This is a genomic window from Bradyrhizobium sp. SZCCHNR1015, assembly GCF_032489875.1.
In the GTDB taxonomy this organism is placed as follows: Bacteria; Pseudomonadota; Alphaproteobacteria; order Rhizobiales; family Xanthobacteraceae; genus Bradyrhizobium.
Genome location: NZ_JAUEYW010000001.1, coordinates 741133 through 759119, shown reverse-complemented (window position 1 = coordinate 759119; position 17987 = coordinate 741133). Strand labels below are relative to the sequence as shown.

The 17987-nt window shown below is 65.2% G+C and carries 19 protein-coding genes and 1 tRNA gene; 14 read left to right on the top strand and 6 right to left on the bottom strand.

Going from position 1 to position 17987, the window contains the following annotated elements; genetic code table 11:
- Positions 1 to 11: 11 nt before the first annotated feature.
- On the top strand, positions 12 to 992 hold the full coding sequence (locus tag QX128_RS03520; protein WP_410053126.1) for a glycerophosphodiester phosphodiesterase family protein: 981 nt from the start codon (positions 12 to 14) through the stop codon (positions 990 to 992).
- 84 nt (positions 993 to 1076) lie between these two features.
- Here the strand turns inward: QX128_RS03520 and QX128_RS03515 are convergent, their stop codons facing one another.
- Entirely contained in the window at positions 1077 to 2417 is a 1341-nt protein-coding gene (locus tag QX128_RS03515; protein WP_316236669.1) for a vWA domain-containing protein, read from the bottom strand.
- A 172-nt stretch (positions 2418 to 2589) separates the two neighbouring features.
- Positions 2590 to 2664 (bottom strand) — tRNA-OTHER (locus QX128_RS03510).
- Positions 2665 to 3804: 1140 nt separating this feature from the next.
- Between QX128_RS03510 and QX128_RS03505 the strand changes: the two genes are divergently transcribed.
- Positions 3805 to 4884 carry an Acg family FMN-binding oxidoreductase gene (locus QX128_RS03505; RefSeq protein ID WP_316236668.1) on the top strand — a complete coding sequence of 360 codons (1080 nt, stop codon included), beginning with the start codon at positions 3805 to 3807 and terminating at the stop codon, positions 4882 to 4884.
- Positions 4885 to 4963: 79 nt separating this feature from the next.
- The gene (locus QX128_RS03500; RefSeq protein ID WP_316236667.1) at positions 4964 to 5191 is read left to right on the top strand and encodes a hypothetical protein; all 228 of its coding nucleotides are present in this window, start codon (positions 4964 to 4966) and stop codon (positions 5189 to 5191) included.
- Between the two features lie 2 nt (positions 5192 to 5193).
- Here the strand turns inward: QX128_RS03500 and QX128_RS03495 are convergent, their stop codons facing one another.
- Positions 5194 to 5571: a hypothetical protein gene (locus tag QX128_RS03495; RefSeq protein ID WP_316236666.1), complete on the bottom strand. Its 378-nt coding sequence runs from the start codon at positions 5569 to 5571 to the stop codon at positions 5194 to 5196.
- Between the two features lie 127 nt (positions 5572 to 5698).
- On the opposite strand from QX128_RS03495, the gene QX128_RS03490 reads away from it, so the two are divergent.
- Both QX128_RS03490 and QX128_RS03485 read left to right on the top strand, forming a co-directional pair.
- The gene (locus QX128_RS03490) at positions 5699 to 6403 is read left to right on the top strand and encodes a glutathione S-transferase N-terminal domain-containing protein (RefSeq protein WP_316236665.1); all 705 of its coding nucleotides are present in this window, start codon (positions 5699 to 5701) and stop codon (positions 6401 to 6403) included.
- A complete protein-coding gene (locus tag QX128_RS03485; protein ID WP_316236664.1) occupies positions 6400 to 7380 on the top strand; it encodes an oxygenase MpaB family protein in 981 nt (326 codons plus the stop codon). The genes QX128_RS03490 and QX128_RS03485 overlap by 4 nt, the downstream gene beginning before the upstream one ends.
- A 30-nt stretch (positions 7381 to 7410) precedes the next feature.
- On the opposite strand, the gene QX128_RS03480 is transcribed toward QX128_RS03485, so the two are convergent.
- The gene (locus QX128_RS03480; protein ID WP_316236663.1) at positions 7411 to 7830 is read right to left on the bottom strand and encodes a hypothetical protein; all 420 of its coding nucleotides are present in this window, start codon (positions 7828 to 7830) and stop codon (positions 7411 to 7413) included.
- Positions 7827 to 9455, bottom strand: a complete 1629-nt coding sequence (locus QX128_RS03475) for a tyrosinase family protein (RefSeq protein WP_316215608.1) — start codon at positions 9453 to 9455, stop codon at positions 7827 to 7829. The genes QX128_RS03480 and QX128_RS03475 overlap by 4 nt, the downstream gene beginning before the upstream one ends.
- Positions 9456 to 9562: 107 nt before the next feature.
- Between QX128_RS03475 and QX128_RS03470 the strand changes: the two genes are divergently transcribed.
- The gene (locus QX128_RS03470; RefSeq protein WP_316236662.1) at positions 9563 to 10153 is read left to right on the top strand and encodes a histidine phosphatase family protein; all 591 of its coding nucleotides are present in this window, start codon (positions 9563 to 9565) and stop codon (positions 10151 to 10153) included.
- A 122-nt stretch (positions 10154 to 10275) separates the two neighbouring features.
- Here QX128_RS03470 and QX128_RS03465 read toward each other — a convergent pair whose 3' ends face one another.
- On the bottom strand, positions 10276 to 10476 hold the full coding sequence (locus QX128_RS03465; protein ID WP_315800353.1) for a hypothetical protein: 201 nt from the start codon (positions 10474 to 10476) through the stop codon (positions 10276 to 10278).
- 218 nt (positions 10477 to 10694) lie between these two features.
- Here QX128_RS03465 and QX128_RS03460 point away from each other — a divergent pair, with 218 nt between their 5' ends.
- From QX128_RS03460 to QX128_RS03425, 8 genes are all read left to right on the top strand, one after another.
- Positions 10695 to 11051 carry an ArsC family reductase gene (locus tag QX128_RS03460; protein ID WP_316236661.1) on the top strand — a complete coding sequence of 119 codons (357 nt, stop codon included), beginning with the start codon at positions 10695 to 10697 and terminating at the stop codon, positions 11049 to 11051.
- A gap of 276 nt (positions 11052 to 11327) precedes the next feature.
- Positions 11328 to 12083 (top strand): ABC transporter ATP-binding protein, encoded by a 756-nt coding sequence (locus tag QX128_RS03455; protein WP_315800351.1) that lies wholly within the window; start codon positions 11328 to 11330, stop codon positions 12081 to 12083.
- Positions 12076 to 12822 (top strand): ABC transporter ATP-binding protein, encoded by a 747-nt coding sequence (locus tag QX128_RS03450; protein WP_315800350.1) that lies wholly within the window; start codon positions 12076 to 12078, stop codon positions 12820 to 12822. Before QX128_RS03455 ends, QX128_RS03450 begins: the two co-directional genes overlap by 8 nt.
- Before the next feature lie 102 nt (positions 12823 to 12924).
- Positions 12925 to 14148, top strand: coding sequence for an ABC transporter substrate-binding protein (locus QX128_RS03445; RefSeq protein ID WP_316236660.1), 1224 nt, complete (start codon positions 12925 to 12927; stop codon positions 14146 to 14148).
- Between the two features lie 77 nt (positions 14149 to 14225).
- Complete coding sequence (locus QX128_RS03440; protein WP_316236659.1) at positions 14226 to 15089, top strand: branched-chain amino acid ABC transporter permease; 864 nt, start codon at positions 14226 to 14228, stop codon at positions 15087 to 15089.
- A gap of 1 nt (position 15090) precedes the next feature.
- Positions 15091 to 16059 carry a branched-chain amino acid ABC transporter permease gene (locus QX128_RS03435; RefSeq protein WP_315800347.1) on the top strand — a complete coding sequence of 323 codons (969 nt, stop codon included), beginning with the start codon at positions 15091 to 15093 and terminating at the stop codon, positions 16057 to 16059.
- 143 nt (positions 16060 to 16202) lie between these two features.
- Positions 16203 to 16847, top strand: a complete 645-nt coding sequence (locus tag QX128_RS03430; RefSeq protein WP_315800346.1) for a DUF47 domain-containing protein — start codon at positions 16203 to 16205, stop codon at positions 16845 to 16847.
- Between the two features lie 14 nt (positions 16848 to 16861).
- Positions 16862 to 17869, top strand: a complete 1008-nt coding sequence (locus QX128_RS03425; RefSeq protein ID WP_315800345.1) for an anion permease — start codon at positions 16862 to 16864, stop codon at positions 17867 to 17869.
- Positions 17870 to 17987 lie beyond the last annotated feature (118 nt).

Here is a 17987-nt window from a genome sequence, read left to right as displayed (position 1 = left end):
ATTGACATCGCATGAGCAGAGTCATGAAAATCGCCGGGCTGCTGGTGCTGATCTGCGCCGGCTTCATGTTCTTCAACAACGCCAATCTGCAGGTGACAAAGGAGACTGGGCGGCTGCATCTCCTGGCTCATCGAGGGATGTCACAGCAGTTCGATCGCACCGGCCTGACGAGCGAAACCTGCACCGCGGCGCGGATGCTGCCGCCGACGCATGAGTATCTCGAGAACACCATCGCCTCGATGCGCGCCAGCTTTCTGGCCGGCGCCGATATCGTGGAATTCGACGTGCACCGAACCACCGATGGCCAGTTCGCGGTGTTCCATGACTGGACGCTCGACTGTCGCACCGATGGCAAGGGCGTCACGCGCGAGCATGCGATGACGGCGTTGCGGCAGCTCGACATCGGTTATGGCTACACCGCCGATGGTGGGCGCACGTTTCCATTCCGCGGAAAGGGCGTCGGCCTGATGCCGTCGCTGGACGAGGTGCTCGCAGCCTTTCCGGACAAGCCTTTCCTGATCAACGTCAAGAGCAATGATCCGGCGGAAGGCCGACTGCTGGCGGATGCTCTGGCGCGCTTGCCAGGCGCGCGACGGGCGCGACTGATGGTCTATGGCGGCGACGCACCGATCGCGACGCTCAGGGAGTCTCTGCCGGATCTCAAGGTCATGTCGCGCGGCATGCTGAAGAGCTGCCTGGTCCGTTATCTCGGCTATGGCTGGACCGGCCTGGTGCCGCCCGCGTGCCACAACATGATGGTGCTGGTCCCGATCAATGTCGCGCCGTGGCTGTGGGGCTGGCCGGATCGATTCCTCGCGCGCATGACACGCGCCGAAAGCAGCGTCTTCGTCCTCGGCTCCTATAGTGGTGAGGCGTTCTCGGCCGGGCTGGACACACCGGACGACATCGCCAGGTTGCCCAAGAACTTTACCGGCGGCGTCATGACCGACGAGATCGAAACCGTGGCGCCGCTGCTCAAGCAGACGCCTTGAAGCCAAGCAGCTCAAGTCGCCGCCGAATGTGCCTGGTTAACGGAAGACCCGGGCGCGTCTGTGACGCGTCCGGGTCGGTTGTCGTCAGTGCAGGGTCGCGCCGCGCAGAGTCTCCTCATGCGCCGCGATCCAGGCGATCACGGCCTCGGAGAAGCCGTCGACCCGCGTCCAGGGTCCGTAGCCGACCCCGTGCTGGTACGACGCCACATTGACCATGGTCCCGCGCGCCCGCGGCGACGGCACCGCATCGTGGCTCTGCTCGTCGGTGAAGACGATCAGGCGGTCTCCCTTGTGGTCGACCTCCTTGACCGCACGGCCGAGATAGGTCCCGGAATGCGGCTGCGATCCCAGGATCGCGTCGCGCAGCGCAAAGCCACGCCGCGGCGGCACCTTCACGACCTTGTCGCTGAACGTGAAGATCTCCACCTCGTCGCAGACCTCGCGGGCCAGGATCGCCAGCCCGCACGCCGCGTCCGCGCGCGTCATCTCCGACTTCGCCGACAGCGATGCGAACATCGAGCCGGAGACGTCGATCAGAAGCCGCGTGCGGCCCGGAAGCCGCGCGTAGCCCTTGATCGACCGGAGCATCGCGGCCTCGAGCTCGGGCTCGAAGTCCGGCGCATGCCGGGCCGCCGTGATGAACCGATACGGCAGGATCCTGTCCGTCCGCATCGTCTCGATCGCGGCCGCGATGATCGCCCGCGACACCCCGGCCTGCTGCATGAGCCGCAGGTTGCGCAGCAGCGCCAGCGCTCCGAGCCGCTTCTCTGAGAGCAGCCGCTCGAAGCTCGCACGCTTGTCCGCACCGGCCGACAGCGCGACCTCCCAGGTGTCGGGCGACGGCAGCCCGCCATCGACGAGCTGCTTCCACACCGCCTCCTGCGCGGCATCCCTGGGCCTGGCGTGAACCAGGAACAGGACGTCGCGGAGCCGAACCGGCCCCTCGCGGTCATACTTCGCGAGCTGATAGGCGTCGAACTTTGAAAACGCCTTCGCCAGCCCCTTCTTGACCTGCGCCGAGACCGGCTGCCGCTTGCGCTGCTGCTGCGGACCGAGAGCGTCCGCCCAGTAGATCGCGAGCAGCTCGGTCGTCTCGTCCGGCCGCTGGATGATGCGCGCCAGCGTCTCGGCGACCAGCGCACGGTGCGTGGGCAGCCGCGCCATCTCGCGGGCGACGAGCAGCGGCGCATGCCTCAGCTTCATCTCCTCGCGTGCACGGACCGCGATCTGAGCCACCTCGCGCGGCGCGACCAGCGGCACCAGCGCCTTGATGCGCTCGGCGATCGCGATCCCGTCCTCGTAGAACTGGTCCTCCCACAGCAGGCAGCTCATCAGCGTGCGCTGTAGCGCCTGCGCAGGGGCGAGCTGCCGGGACGGCGCACCCTCATGGGTGAAGGCGCGCAGGAACTTGTTGAGCCTGACCATGGTGGCCTCCTCTTGGGTTGATCTTGGTTGATGACGGGTGGAAGGGACGTCGCGCGTGATCTCGTGCGGAGACCATGCGTCACAGATGACCACGCGCCGGGAACGGGCGAATGCTGAGTTCCGCTCCACTCGCATGGAGCGGATAGTGCTCTGCCGCTGAGCTACCGGCGCATGGAACGCCGGATGGGAGTCGAACCCACGACCTCTCGATCCGCAATCGAAGTATCAGCACTCTTCACCACGGCGCGTGGAAGAAGGCGGCGCAGCAGGTCGCCGCGCCGTAACGACGTGACCGCCTGTTCGATGACGGTCACCGGTTGAGATGGATCGCGAGCCGGGAACAGGCGACGACTGAGACCCGGTCGCTGATGGACCGGACAGCGCTCTGACCTCTGAGCTACCGGCAGGACACCGGGCGGGAGTCGAACCCGCGACCTCTGGCGTGCAAGGCGAAGTAACAGTCGTCTTCACCACGGCTCGTGGATGACGTCGGCGGGGAATCGGCGATGCTGTTGCTGCCCCCCCCTTTGGGGCGCTCGGTTTCAACGAAGTAACAGACATCTTCACCACCGCCTTGGCCGCCCGGCCGTGCGTGCGGTCGAGCAGCGTTGATGGTTTGCTGGGGAACAGGCAATCACGGCGATACGACGATCGAAACGCAGGCTTGGCATCAGCCTCACCGCAACCCGCGACACACCCATCTCGCTTGACGGATTCCACGGTACGATCAATCGAAGGCGGCGCGCGGCCGCATTGGCGCGAAGGATCCGCGATCTTCACCACCAGCAGCTCCCGGCCGCGAACGGCCGGGATTCAAATAGCTTGTCTGCGGCGCTCTTCGGCGCCGCATGTTGCGAGCTCCTTGAAGCTCGCTCTGTCATCGGTGTCCGGCGTTGCCGCCTCGTTCCCTCCGACAGGCCCCGCGCGCTCGGGCACGCGCATCACCTGCGCGAGCCCCGGGATCCGGGTCTCCCGTTCCGGCTGACAGCCGGGACTTCCGTTGGTTTCGCCGTGCAGACCGCTCGCGTGAGGGCAACAAAAAACCCTCCGGAGCGGCTGGCTCGGGAGGGTCCGTGTGATGCGGACTGTTGATCTTGCCTCAAGCAAGATCGCTCCCCCGAGCATGGCGTGCGCCATCCACCGGCATGACGCCGTTGGACGTGCGGATGAAGTGTTCGTAGCCGAAGGACATCGTCTCGCTCATGTTTATCGCGGGCGCAGTCGCTCGCGAGGCCGCGGGACATACGCCGCTTTGTTGGTGCTGTCAACAGCATGGAGTCGATGTTCGTGCCGGCTGCCGCGGCCTTGATCTGCAACAACGCGCCGATGCGGAGCATGCTTATCGTCAATGCATCGAGATCGCGGCGAACAATGTGAGCGCATGGCCATGAACCGACGGCAGGTCCTGATAGGCAGCGGTGGCGCGCTTGCGGCGGCCGCACTCGGCGCCGGCACCTGGCGCGCCGCGACCGGCACGATGCGCGACTATGACGACTACAGCGTCCGGCTGCGCGCGCCGCTATCGCCCGAGATCACCGATGTCATCCGTTACGCGACACTCGCCGCCAACGGCCACAACACCCAGCCGTGGCGCTTTCGCCTCACCGGCGATGCGATAGAGATCCTGCCCGATCTGTCGCGGCGCACGGCGGTGGTCGATCCGGATGACCATCATCTGTTCGTCAGCCTCGGCTGCGCCGCCACCAATCTCGCGATCGCGGCGGCTGCAAGCGGCCGAAGGGGCGAGGTTGCCATCGATGGGCAGACGGTGCGCTACAGCTTTATGAACGCCGAGCCGCATGACGATCCGCTATTGCCTGCGATCGTCCGCAGACAGTCGACACGTGCCGACTACGACGGACGTGCCGTGCCGTCAGGCGATCTGGCGGCGTTGCAGGTGGCAGCAGCCACGCGAGGTGTCGATCTCATACTCATTGCGGACCGTACTGTGATTGCGGCCATCCGCGATCTCGTCGTCGCCGGCAATGACGCCCAGATGCGCGACGTTGCGTTCATGCGCGAGCTGAAGTCCTGGCTGCGGTTCAATCCGCGCAGCGCGATGGCAACGGGTGACGGCCTGTTTGCACCCGCGAGCGGCAATCCGTCGTTGCCGACCGCGCTCGGCGGCATCGCGTTCGACCACCTCTTCGATGCGGCGGCAGAGAACGACAAATATGCGCGCCAGATCGGCTCATCTGCCGGTCTTGCCGTGTTCGCAGCCGAGAAGGCCGATCCCTCGCACTGGATCAGGGTCGGGCAGGCGTGCCAGCGCTTCGCGCTCGAAGCGACGCGGCTGGGGCTGAAGCTCGCCTTCGTCAACCAGCCGGTCGAAGTCGCCGCGTTGCGGCCAGAGCTGGCGCGCGTGGTCGGAACGACGAGGCGGCCGGATCTCGTGCTGCGCTTCGGCTACGGGCCGGCGCTGCCGTTTGCACCGCGGCGGCGCGTTGCCGACGTGCTGGGTTCATGAGTCGTTCCTGTCAATCTTGACGGATTTGCGACTCGGTGCATTGCTTCGCTGCATGTTCGAGAACACCCGATTGGCACGCATGAGCGACGGGCATTATTGCCTGGTGCGCGACCTTGGCCTGGTCAAGGGCGGCAAGGGCATGCGCCATCACGAGGTGGTGGTGGATTTCAGCTATCGCGGCATGAAGGTGTTTGCCAGGCAGGGCGCGTCGTCGCTGATGCGCCGCGTCGCTGCCAAGCTCGCGCAGCACGACGCCACCTCGAAGCTGCCGGCGCTGCTGCGCGTGCGCCTGCGCGAGCCGCAGTAGCGTCAGCGCTTGCGCCGGAGCTTGCCGCGCTGCGCTGTCGCGATCGGTCGTTTCGGCTCGTAGGGGCTGTCCGGATTGACGTCGAGCTCGACCTCGGCGACGCAATATTGCGGCCGGCGGTGGCTGCGCCCGGAATGCCAGCGCCCCTGGCGCAGCTCGACCTCGCTCATGTCGGCGACATCGAAGCACTTGCATTGGCCGCCCGGCGGCAGGCCGCTGCTCGCGCCGCCCGCGAACTGGAACGCGAGCACGCGCTCGCGGCCGGCGGTGTGGCCGAGGATGATCGGGCAGATCGCGCGGGCGAAGCCGCCATAGATGCACAGAATCTGCTGGCGCGTGAGTATCGCCTGCATGATCAGTCGGTAGGTCGGGCTCGGCATGCTGGCCTTCTGCACGATGCAGCAACATAAGATCGCCGGCCGCGGCCAGTTCCGCATCGAACCTTGCAGCGGCGGTTCACGGGCTTAGATTGAGCTCTCAACGAGACAGCGCGAGCAAAAAGCCATCATGTCCGATCTCTCCAGCTTCCCGATCACCACGCGCTGGCCGGCGCGGCATCCCGACCGCATCCAGCTCTATTCACTGCCGACGCCGAACGGCGTGAAGGTCTCGATCATGCTGGAGGAGACGGGCCTGGCCTACGAGCCGCATGCGATCGATTTCGGCAAGGATGATCAGAAGACGCCGGAATTCCTGTCGCTCACTCCGAACGGCAAGATTCCCGCGATCATCGATCCCGACGGTCCCGGCGGCAAGCCGCTCGGCCTGTTCGAATCCGGGGCGATCCTGCAGTACCTTGCCGAGAAGACCGGGAAATTTCTCCCCGACGATCCGGCGCGGCGCTGGCAGACGATCCAGTGGGTGCATTTCCAGATGGGCGGCATCGGCCCGATGTTCGGGCAGCTCGGCTTCTTCCACAAATTCGCCGGCCGTGACTACGAGGACAAGCGGCCGTTGCAGCGCTACGTCGCGGAGAGCAGGCGGCTGCTCGGCGTACTCGACAACAGGCTCGACGGCCGGCAGTGGATTATGGACGCCGACTACACCATCGCCGACATCGCGACGCTCGGCTGGGTGCGCAACCTGATCGGGTTCTACGGCGCGCGCGACATCGTCGCCTTCGATGAGCTCAAGCACGTGCCGGCCTGGCTGGAGCGCGGCCTGGCGCGGCCGGCGGTGCAGCGCGGGCTGGAGATCCCGCAGCGGCCGTGATCGTCAGCGAGGCCGATTTCGAACGTTGCATCGCCGAACTGCTGGCCGCGCCGGCGATGCCGGGCGACACCGTGCTGCCGTCCGACAGCGTGATGTGGCGCGTGCATCGCGAGGCCGCGCTGTTTCTCGGCGCCGGCCGCGCGCTGCTGTTGCAGCTCGCCCATCCCTGGGTGGCGGCCGGCATTGCCGAGCAGTCCAGAGTGTTCGCCGATCCGCTCGGCCGTTTCCACCGCACCTTCAGCATCGTCTACACCATGGTGTTCGGCACGCGCGCGCAGGCGGTCGCGGTGGCGCGGCGGCTGTATAGGCGGCACGCCGCGGTCGATGGCGTGATGCCGGAGACGGTCGGACCGTTCGCCGCCGGCTCGCGCTATCGCGCCAACGACGTCGACGCGCTGCGCTGGGTCCATGCCACCCTGGTCGAGACCGCGATGATGTCCTACGGCCTGCTGTGTCCGCCGCTCGGCGATGCCGAGCGCGAGCAATATTGGCGCGAGGCCATGCGGTTCGCGGGCCTGTTCGGAATTCCACACGAGGCCATGCCGCCGGACTGGACGTCGTTCAAGGTCTATGCGGCCGAGATGATGGCGTCGGAGACGCTCACGGTTGGCACGGCCGCGCGCGACATCGCGCACCGCATCTTCTCGGGCGAGGCGACGTGGATCGCACCGCCGCGCTGGTTCACGGCGCTGACGGCCGAGATGCTGCCGGAGCGGCTGCGCCTTGCGTTCGCGCTGCCCTATGGCGAGCGCGAACGCCGCAGCGCGGCGCGGGCCAAGCGGTTTCTGCCACGCGCCTACGCGTTGCTGCCGGAGAGATTGCGTACCGTTGGCCCCTATCAGGAGGCGATGGCGCGCATCGAGGGGACGACGTGTCCGCCGTTCACACGGCTGCTCAACCGCGCCTGGATCGGACAGCCCAGCATGGCGAGCCCGTTCGAGCCGCGTGCGGACCGTGCGCGGAGCGGGACGCTCTGAGACCGGCGCGCTTGCGGCGCCGATGACGGATCACGGCCGTGGAGCGAGCTTGAGCGTGATGCCGCGAACCTCCTGCGGCGTCGGCGCGCGGCTGCCGCCGGGTTGGCTGATGCTGAGGCGGATCGACAGCCGTCCACCCTCGATGGCCTCCTTCGGTACCGGGAGCGCATAGGTCCCGGCCTCCGCACCAGTGCGAAGGCCGAATGGCGAGATGGTCCCGAGCGGCATCCCGGATGCGGTCGTCACCGTCACCTCCTGGCCTCGCCCCAGTGCGCCCAGGCTGATCTCGACGACCGCAGCGTCGCTCGCATCCAATGGCCGCGGCACGACCAGATCGACGGCCCTGAAGGGCTCCGCCGCCAAGGACGAGGCCGGTCGCAGCAAGGTATAGAGCAGCACGGTACAGAGCAGCACGGCGCAGGCCCGCAGCGCGGCGCGCCTGCCGTTCATCGGCGCAGCGGTCCGACCGAGAGCGCTTTCAGGGGCGGCGCGGTGCCGACGCCGCCCGAAGGCACGACGCGGATGCTCAGCGGCTGGTTGGGCGCGGCCCGCAGGGCGGAGAACGCCTCCTGCTTCGTCGGCAGCGGCACCGCGAAGGTCGCATCCATGGTCATGGCCATGCCCGGCATCATCGATCCGAAGAAGGCGATGGTGCCTGCATAATACGGGCTGTCAGCCGTGACCTTGGTGACATTGGCGGGCGCGTTCACCAGGACGTCGAACTCGCGCACGGTCGAATAGCCGCTCGGGCGGGGCAGCGTGATCTGCGCCATCAGCGGCTGCGGCCGCGTTGCCGCCAGGTGCGCTTCGAGCGCGTCGCCAGGAATCTTCACCGTGCCCGCATTGGCCTTGACCGAGCCCTGCTGCGGCTTGATCTGCGGCGCCGAGGCGACCGCGGGCGGACCCACGATGTCCTCGCCGAAACCCGGCGCATAATCGTAGTCGAAGCGATCGGTCGAGATGTAGTCGCCGGCCTTGCTGGGGCCGACATAGCCGCCCTTGCCATCGGCGTAGAACAGGAACGGCTCGTCCGAGAATGTCTTCAGGTCGGCCCCCTGCGGCAGGTAGGGTAGCTTGAGCCGCTGCTGCTTGCGTGTCCAGACATCCCAGAGCCGGTCCATGTTCGAATGATGCAGGAAGAAGATCGGATCGACCGGCGACAGGAAATTGGTCATGTTGCCATAGGGGCCGGGATCGAGCGGGCCGACACCGCCGATGTAGTTGTGGACCTTGTTGTGCGGCAGACCTTCCAAGGTCGAGAACTTGGTCGCGCCATTCGGCTGGGTGTTGTGTGAAGCGGTTTTCGAGCTGGTGAAGCTCAGATAGTTGTCGGGGTTGTAGAAGTCGGTCGGCAGAAGGCCCGCCATGATCACGAACGGCGAGACGTCGTAGGTGGTCTTAGCATCGAGCTTCGGATTGTCGCGCGACAGATAGCGTGAGGCGCAGGTGGTCGCGAATGCCTCATTGCCGGAGATGCCGGCATTGGCGGACGGCGAGAAGCCGGTGACGTCGTTCCAGAGATCGTCGATCGACTTGTAGCCGCGGATCTCGAGCTGGCCGCGCTGGTCCTTCGACAGGCCGTTCCAGTAATCCGTCAGCGCCGGCTTGATGAACGAGGTGAAGACCGCGAGATTCCCGGTGAACGGCTGATACGCCTTGTCGGTCGGCGTCAGCACGCCGTCGAACATGCCGGCAGGAATTTCCGGCAGCTCGGTCCAGTCCCAATAGGGCAGGGCGAAACTGTCGTCGCCGCTGAGCGCGCGGATCGATTGCTCGAAATAGCCGAGATAGCCGCGATGCCAGACATAGAACCACCAATTGCCGTGCGGGCAGTCCATCAGATGAATGAACGCGTTGCGGAACCAGTTCTGCGGATGGTTTGCGGGAAGCTGCAGCATGGCGGCGACGCCCTTGGCGTAGCTCGCGAGCATCTTCTGGCCTTCCGCGCTGGTGACGTTGGCGCGGCGATATTTCGCGGCGGCGTGGCCTGGTCTCGGCGAGATGACGGTGCCGGCTGCCGCCATCGCGGCCGTCGCCAGGAACGTTCGGCGGGTCTGTCGCAATCCCATGCTCATCTGAAATGAATCCTGGTTGGAAAAACGCCATGTTGCGTTCTCACGATTGCAATCTCAAGTAGCAATTCCGTGTGATGGCCGTATGATGCCGCCCGAGAGGGTTGCCGATGAACGCGCTGACGCTGCTGATCATCCGTCATGCCGAGAAGCCTGACGGCGACACGACAGGCCCGGGCCTGACCCACACGGGCAAGCCGGATTCGAAGTCGCTGGTGATCTTCGGCTGGGAGCGGGCAGGGGCCTGGACCGCGCTGTTCGGCAGCGGGCTGGGCGGCACGGACTATCCGACACCGCAGGCGGTCTATGCCGCCGATCCCGACAGCACCAAGGACGGCTCCGACCCGAGCCGCCGGCCGTACGAGACGGTGCTCGAGCTCGCGGCGCGCATCGGGCTCGACAAGCCGAACACGTCCTTTGCGAAGGGGCAGGAGGCGGCGCTGGTCGAAGCCCTGCTACCGCTGTCCGGCACCGTGCTGGTGGCGTGGGAGCACAAGGCGATCATCTCCGACATCCTGCCGCGGCTGCCGGTGAGCAATGAAGGCCAGTTGCCGACCCACTGGTCCGGCAAACGCTTCGATGTCGTGCTGCGCTTCGACCGCGCCGCGGGCGAGGCCGATTTCAAGTTTACAGAGCTGTGTCCTTGCCTGATGCCGGGCGATTCCAACACGCCGTTGAAAGGCGATCCGAAAGACGATTGAGCACCCGATCGCGTTTCGCCTGCTCCAGGGAGATCTCCAGCGGACGGGTGCGTTGGAGCGACGTCCGCAGCAGTGGCGTGGGTAGGGTCGATCGCGCGGGCCGTTTCCTTTCGCGGGTCAGGTCAGGCCAGCGCAACCCGCTCGCGGTCGCTGATCTCCTCGACCCAGGCATGGGCGGCGAACCATTCATGGTAGATGCGGCAGTGCGGGCAGTAGGCGCGCGAGAAGAACACGGGCATGCGCTGAAAGCGCGCAGCGTCCATTTCCATCCCCGTCTCGATGCTGCGGCCGGTCTGCGGACAACGTACCATGATCTTGCCCATCGCGGTCTCCTGTTCGTGGGCCAGATACGCCGGGGATGCGAAGAAAATGTAATGCTCAGCCGACAGTTTCGTGGCAAAGGTCGGAGTGAATTCCGACCGCGGAACGCGTGGCCTCCGCCGCATCAAAAGCGGGTGAATCGCACTGCAAAATGCAGGGCCGATTGTCGCAACGTGGGACATCCATCACCGTCGGACACGATTGTTTGAGGACGCGTGGCATGAGCATCACGATCTACGGAATCAAGAACTGCGACACGATGAAGAAGGCGCGCGCCTGGCTCGACGATCACGGCGTCGCTTACGAATTCCACGACTACAAGACCGCCGGAATCGACAAGGCTAAACTCAAGGCGTGGAGCGACGAACTCGGCTGGGAGGTGCTGCTCAACCGCGCCGGCACGACGTTCAAGAAGTTGCCCGACGCGGACAAGGACGGACTCACCGAGAGCAGGGCGATCGCGCTGATGCTGGCGCAGCCGTCGATGATCAAGCGCCCGGTGCTCGATCTCGGCGGCCGGCGCGTGGTGGGCTTCAAGCCGGATCTCTACGCCAGGGACGTGAAGGCCGCGAAGTAGTTGGAGCCGGCGATCGCTGCGCGCGTGCGGGAAAATGCCGGTGGCATGATATTCTATGTCAACGGGAAATACCGGCAGATTTCAACGCAAGGTCCGCCGGCCGCCTTGCGACGTCGTTGCCCAGCTTTCCGCCTTGCCTAACTCACTCGATTGACGGCATATTCCGCCGCGAAGCGGTCGCGGGTGGCGGCGAGGAATCGTCCAGCCGTCCAGCAGAGCCGTCGTACAGGAAGAAGCGAGGGCCAGGCGCTGAAGGCGCCGGCTTGGGGGGAATCTTTGGCTGACGAGTTCATTCTCGAGACCCACGGATTGACGAAGGAATTCGCGGGATTTTTTGCCGTTCGCGATGTTTCGCTCAAGATCCGCCGGGGCACCATTCACGCGCTGATCGGCCCGAACGGGGCCGGCAAGACCACGTGCTTCAATCTGCTGACGAAGTTCCTGACGCCGTCTGCCGGCAAGATTCTCTATAAGGGTCAGGACATTACAGCGACGGCGCCGGCCGACGTGGCAAGGCTTGGCCTGGTCCGCTCGTTCCAGATTTCGGCCGTGTTTCCGCATCTGACCGCGTTGGAGAACGTCCGCGTCGCTCTGCAGCGGCAGCATGGCTCGTCGTTCGACTTCTGGCGCTCCAAGAGCGTTCTGAACCGCTTCAACGGCCGGGCGCTCGAGCTGCTCAACGACGTGGGCCTGAGCGAGTTCGCCAATATTCCGGCGGTCGAAATGCCCTATGGACGCAAGCGCGCGCTGGAGATCGCGACCACGCTGGCGCTCGATCCGGAGATGATGCTGCTGGACGAGCCGATGGCCGGCATGGGCCACGAGGACATCGACAAGATCGCCGCGCTGATCAAGCGCATCTCCGCCAAATACACGATCCTGATGGTCGAGCATAATCTCAGCGTCGTCGCCAACCTCTCCGACACCATCACCGTGCTGACGCGCGGGCAGGTGCTGACGGAAGGGCCGTATTCGGAGCTCTCCAAGGACGAGCGCGTCAAGGAAGCCTATCTGGGAGCCGGACATGCCTGAGGTGATGACGGCCACGAAGCCAGGCGCGGCGGCTGCGACCAGCACCATTCTCGACGTCAACAACCTCGAGAGCTGGTACGGCGAATCCCACATTCTCCATGGCATGAACTTCAATGTGAATGCTGGCGAGGTGGTCACCCTGCTCGGGCGCAACGGCGCCGGCAAGACCACGACGCTGAAGTCGATCATGGGGATCATCGGCAAGCGCACCGGCTCGGTTCAGTTCAACGGCCAGCAGCTGATCCGCATGACCTCGGACAGGATCGCGCGGCTCGGCATTGCGCTGTGCCCGGAGGAGCGCGGCATCTTCGCGAGTCTCGACGTGCGCGAGAACCTGCTGCTGCCGCCGGTGGTGCGGCCGGGCGGGCTGACGCTCGATCAGATCTTCGAGCTGTTCCCGAATTTGAAGGAGCGGCTGAAGAGCCAGGGCACCAAGCTGTCCGGCGGCGAGCAGCAGATGCTGGCGATCGCGCGCATCCTGCGCACCGGCGCCAGCTTCCTGATGCTGGACGAGCCGACCGAGGGTCTCGCGCCCGTGATCATCCAGCAGATCGGCCACACCATCGCGCGGCTGAAGAAGGAGGGCTTCACGATTCTCCTCGTCGAGCAGAACTTCCGTTTCGCCTCGACGGTCGCTGACCGCTACTACGTGGTCGAGCACGGCAAGGTCATCGACGGCTTCGCCAATGCCGATCTGTCGGCCAACATGGACAAGCTGCATACTTATCTCGGCGTCTGACCGGCGCCGGCGAAGCCGACCTGGGAGTTTCCTTCCGCGGTTTTCTTACGGTTTTCTTGGCAGTCTTCTCGGCAGTTTCTTGGAAAGTTCTGGAAGTTGGAAATGAAGAGCAAATTCATCGCGTCGCTGCTGCTGGGAACGGCACTCACGCTCGCCGCTGGCAGCGTCGCTTCGGCCGGCGACAAGACCGTCAAGATCGGCGCGCTGTCCGATCAGTCGGGTCTTTATGCCGATCTGGGCGGTCCCGGCTCGACGCTCGCGGCGCAGATGGCGATCGAGGATTCCGGTCTCACCGCGAAGGGCTGGAAGATCGACGTCATCTCCGGCGACCACCAGAACAAGCCGGACATCGGCACCTCGATCGCGCGGCAGTGGTTCGACGTCGACAAGGTCGACGTCATCGTCGACGTGCCGAACTCGGGCGTGGCGCTGGCGGTGAACAACGTCGTCAAGGAAAAGAACGGCGTCTACATCAATTCGGGCGCTGCGACCTCGGATCTCACCAACGCGCAGTGCTCGCCCAATACGGTGCACTGGACCTACGACACCTACATGCTCGCGCACACCACCGGCCAGGCGCTGGTCAAGGCGGGCGGCTCGACCTGGTATTTCCTGACCGCCGACTACGCCTTCGGCGCGGCGCTGGAGCGCGACACCACGGCGGTCGTGACCGCCAATGGCGGCAAGGTGATCGGCAGCGTCAAGCACCCGCTCAACACCTCCGACTTCTCTTCCTTCCTGCTGCAGGCGCAGTCGTCGAACGCCAAGGTCATCGGCCTCGCCAATGCCGGCGGCGACACCACCAATTCGATCAAGCAGGCGGCCGAGTTCGGCATCACGAAGGGCGGCCAGAAGCTCGCGGCGCTGCTGTTGTTCCTGACCGACGTCAAGTCGATCGGGCTCGACATCGCGCAGGGCCTCAACTTCACCGAGACCTTCTACTGGGACATGAACGACCAGACCCGCGCGTTCTCGGACCGCTTTGCCAAACGGATGAAGAACGGCGCGCCGCCGACCATGGTGCAGGCGGGCGTCTATGCCGGCTTGATGCATTACTTCAAGGCGTTGGAGGCGCTCGGCGAGAACCCGCATGACGGCGTCAAGATCGTCGACAAGATGAAATCGATCCCGACCGACGATGCGCTGTTCGGCAAGGGCGAGATCCAGCCGAACGGCCGCACCATCCACACTGCGTATCTGTTCGAGGTCAAGAAGCCCTCGGAGTCCAAGGGCCCGTGGGATCTCTACAAGCTGGTCGGCTCGGTACCGGGCGACCAGGCCTTCACACCGCTCGACAAGAGCGCGTGCGCCTTGTTGAAGAAGTGAACCGCTGCCGTCCCGGCGGCTGATCCCGCCGGAACCGCTGTCTTTAGGAAACGCCGAGAGAAAACAGAAACAAGACGATGCAGGCCCTCTACGCACAGCTCCTGGTCGGACTGATCAACGGCTCGTTCTACGCGCTGCTCAGTCTCGGGCTTGCCGTCATCTTCGGCATGCTCAACATCATCAACTTCGCCCATGGCGCGCTCTACATGATGGGCGCGTTCTGCGCCTATTTTCTGCTCAACCTCGGCGGCATCAATTATTGGTGGGCGCTGCTGCTGGCGCCGATCATCGTCGGCGCCTTCGGCATGATCCTCGAGCGCACCATGCTGCAGTGGATTGCCGGGCTCGACCATCTCTACGGACTGCTGCTGACGTTCGGACTGGCGCTGATCATCCAGGGCGTGTTCCAGAACTTCTTCGGCTCGTCCGGCCTGCCTTACGCGATCCCGGATCAGCTCCGTGGCGGCATGAACCTCGGCTTCATGTATCTGCCGGTCTATCGCGGCTGGGTCGTCGTCTTCTCCCTGGTCGTCTGCCTGGCGACCTGGTTCCTGATCGAGCGCACCCGGCTCGGCGCCTACCTGCGCGCAGCCACCGAGAACCCGACCTTGGTGCGGGCCTTCGGCATCAACGTCCCGCGCATGATCACGCTGACCTACGGCCTCGGCGTCGGGCTTGCGGCGCTGGCCGGCGTGCTGTCGGCGCCGATCAACCAGGTGCGGCCGCTGATGGGCGAGCACATCATCATCGTGGTGTTCGCGGTGGTTGTGATCGGCGGCATGGGTTCGATCATGGGCTCGATCATCACCGGCTTCCTGCTCGGCGTGATCGAGGGACTGACAAAGTATTTCTACCCCGAGGCTTCCAACACCGTGGTCTTCGTTCTGATGGTCCTGGTGCTGCTGGTGAAGCCGACGGGTCTGACCGGACGGGCGGCCTGACATGACATCCATCACCGACGCGACCCTGCCGATCACCCCGCGCGCGATGCGCGACGAGATGATCGTGTTCGTCATCATGGCAGCGCTGCTGGCGATCGTGCCGTGGACCGGGCTGTACCCGTTCTTCGTCATGCAGGCGCTGTGCTTCGCGCTGCTCGCCTGCGCCTTCAACCTCCTGATCGGCTATGGCGGCCTGTTGTCGTTCGGCCACGCGATGTTCCTGGGAACGGCCGGCTATTGCAGCGCCCACGCGTTGAAAGTGTGGGGGCTGCCGCCCGAGCTCGGCATCCTCACGGGCGTTGCCGGATCGTTCGTCCTGTCGGTGATCACCGGCTACATCTCGATCCGCCGGCAGGGCATCTATTTCGCGATGATCACCCTGGCGCTGTCGCAGCTCTTGTACTTCATCTATCTGCAGGCGCCGTTCACCCATGGCGAGGACGGTATCCAGGGCATTCCGCAGGGGCGGATGTTCGGCATCCTCGACCTGTCCAAGCCGACGGTGCTGTATTACGTCGTGCTGGCCGGCTTCCTCGCCGGCTTCCTGCTGATCTTCCGCACCATCAACTCGCCGTTCGGCGAGGTGCTGAAGTCGATCCGCGAGAACGAGCAGCGGGCGATCTCGCTGGGCTATAAGACCGACCAGTACAAGCTGCTCGCCTTCATCCTGTCGGGGACGCTGGCTGGCCTCGCCGGTGCGCTGAAGGTGTTCGTCGCCCAGAATGCCTCGCTGACCGACGTCGAGGTCGGGATGTCCGGCCAGATCGTGCTCATGACCCTGGTCGGCGGGCTCGGCACCGTGTTCGGCCCCGTCGTCGGCGCCTTCGTGATCGTCGGCATGCAGCAATATCTGTCCGGCTTCGGCCAGTGGGTGACGGTGATCCAGGGCGGCATCTTCGTCGCCTGCGTGCTCACCTTCCGCCGCGGCGTGGTCGGAGAAATCGCCCATCTGTTCAAGCGATCCCTCTAAGCTATTGATCTGTAAAGAGATCGTCGAAAGGGCAGAAAGCGGTGGATGAACCGGCCACCGCTTCTGCTGGTGCGCGATCCGGAGTATGACAGTTCTGTGACGGGCCGGCCCTGGCCCGTTTCGGAATGGATGGATCTCGTCCCATGCTGCACTGGTTTCGCGCCGTTCTCCCGCGGGAGGAGCGGTTTTTCGATTTGTTCGCCCGCCACAACAAGGTGGTGATCCAAGGCGCGCATGCGCTGCAGGACATGCTTAAGGGCGGCGACGACATCCTCAGGCACTGCCAGCGCGTCAGCCAGCTCGAGAACGAGGCCGACAACATCACGCGGGAGGTGCTGACCGCGGTCCGCCGCACCTTCATCACCCCGTTCGACCGCGGCGACATCAAGAACCTGATCACCTCGATGGACGACGCCATCGACCAGATGCAGCAGACCGCCAAGGCCGTGGTGCTGTTCGAGGTCAAGGAGTTCGAGCCGACCATGCGCGAGATGGGCACCTTGCTGGTCGATTGCGCCAATCTGATCGGGAAGGCGCTGCCGCTGCTGCAGGCGATCGGCCAGAACGTGCCGATGATCACCGCGATCACCGAGGAGATGACCAAGCTCGAGGGCCGGGTCGACGACCTCCACGACATCGGGCTGAAGGAGCTATTCCTCAAGCACCGTAACGCCAACACGATGGACTTCATCGTCGGCGCCGAGATCTACGACCATCTGGAGAAGGTCGCCGACCGCTTCGACGACGTCGCCAACGAGATCAATTCGATCATGATCGAACAGGTCTAGGGTAGGGCCGCGCCGTGGACGCTCAACTCGGCCTTCCGATCCTGGTTGGCCTCATCGCCGTCGCACTCGCCTTCGATTTCCTGAACGGCCTGCACGACGCCGCCAACTCGATCGCGACCATCGTCTCGACCCGCGTGCTCCGGCCGCAATATGCGGTGTTCTGGGCCGCGTTCTTCAATTTCGTGGCGTTCAGCGTGTTCGGACTGCATGTCGCGCAGACCATCGGCACCGGGATCATCGATCCCGCGATCGTCGACGCCCACGTGATCTTCGCGGCCCTGGTCGGCGCGATCGTCTGGAACCTGGTCACCTGGGCGGCCGGCATTCCGTCGTCGAGCTCGCACGCGCTGATCGGCGGCCTGGTCGGGGCAGGGGTCGCCAAGGCCGGCATCTCGGCCACCGTGTGGAGCGGCCTGTCCAAGACCGTGCTCGCGATCGTGCTGTCGCCGCTGGTCGGGCTGGTGCTGGCGATGATCCTGGTTGCGATCGTGTCCTGGGCCTCGGTGCGCTCGACGCCGTTTGCCGTGGACCGGGCCTTCCGCATCCTGCAATTCGCTTCGGCCTCGCTGTATTCGCTCGGCCACGGCGGCAACGACGCGCAGAAGACGATGGGCATCATCGCGGTGCTGTTGTACTCGCAGGGCCATCTCGGCGAGCAGTTCACGGTGCCGTTCTGGGTGGTGCTGTCGTGCCAGGCCGCGATGGCGCTGGGCACGCTGATGGGCGGCTGGCGCATCGTCCGGACCATGGGCCTGCGCATCACCAAGCTGAATCCGATGCAGGGCTTCTGCGCCGAGACCGGCGGCGCCATCACGCTGTTCCTGGCGACGTTCCTCGGCGTGCCCGTCTCGACCACCCACACCATCACCGGTGCCATCGTCGGCGTCGGCGCCGCCCGCCGCGCCTCGGCGGTGCGCTGGAACGTCGCCGGATCGATCGTCTATGCCTGGATCTTCACGATTCCGGCCTCGGCCATCGTAGCGGCACTGAGCTTCTGGCTGGTGTCGGTGCTCAGGCACTAAAGACGGCGGGACCGTCCTGAAACGTTGGGGCCTCATGGTTCGAGACGCCCCGCAAGGGCGGCGCTCCTCACCATGAGGGGCGGGATTCGACCGCGGCGGCAGATTTCGCTGCACAATC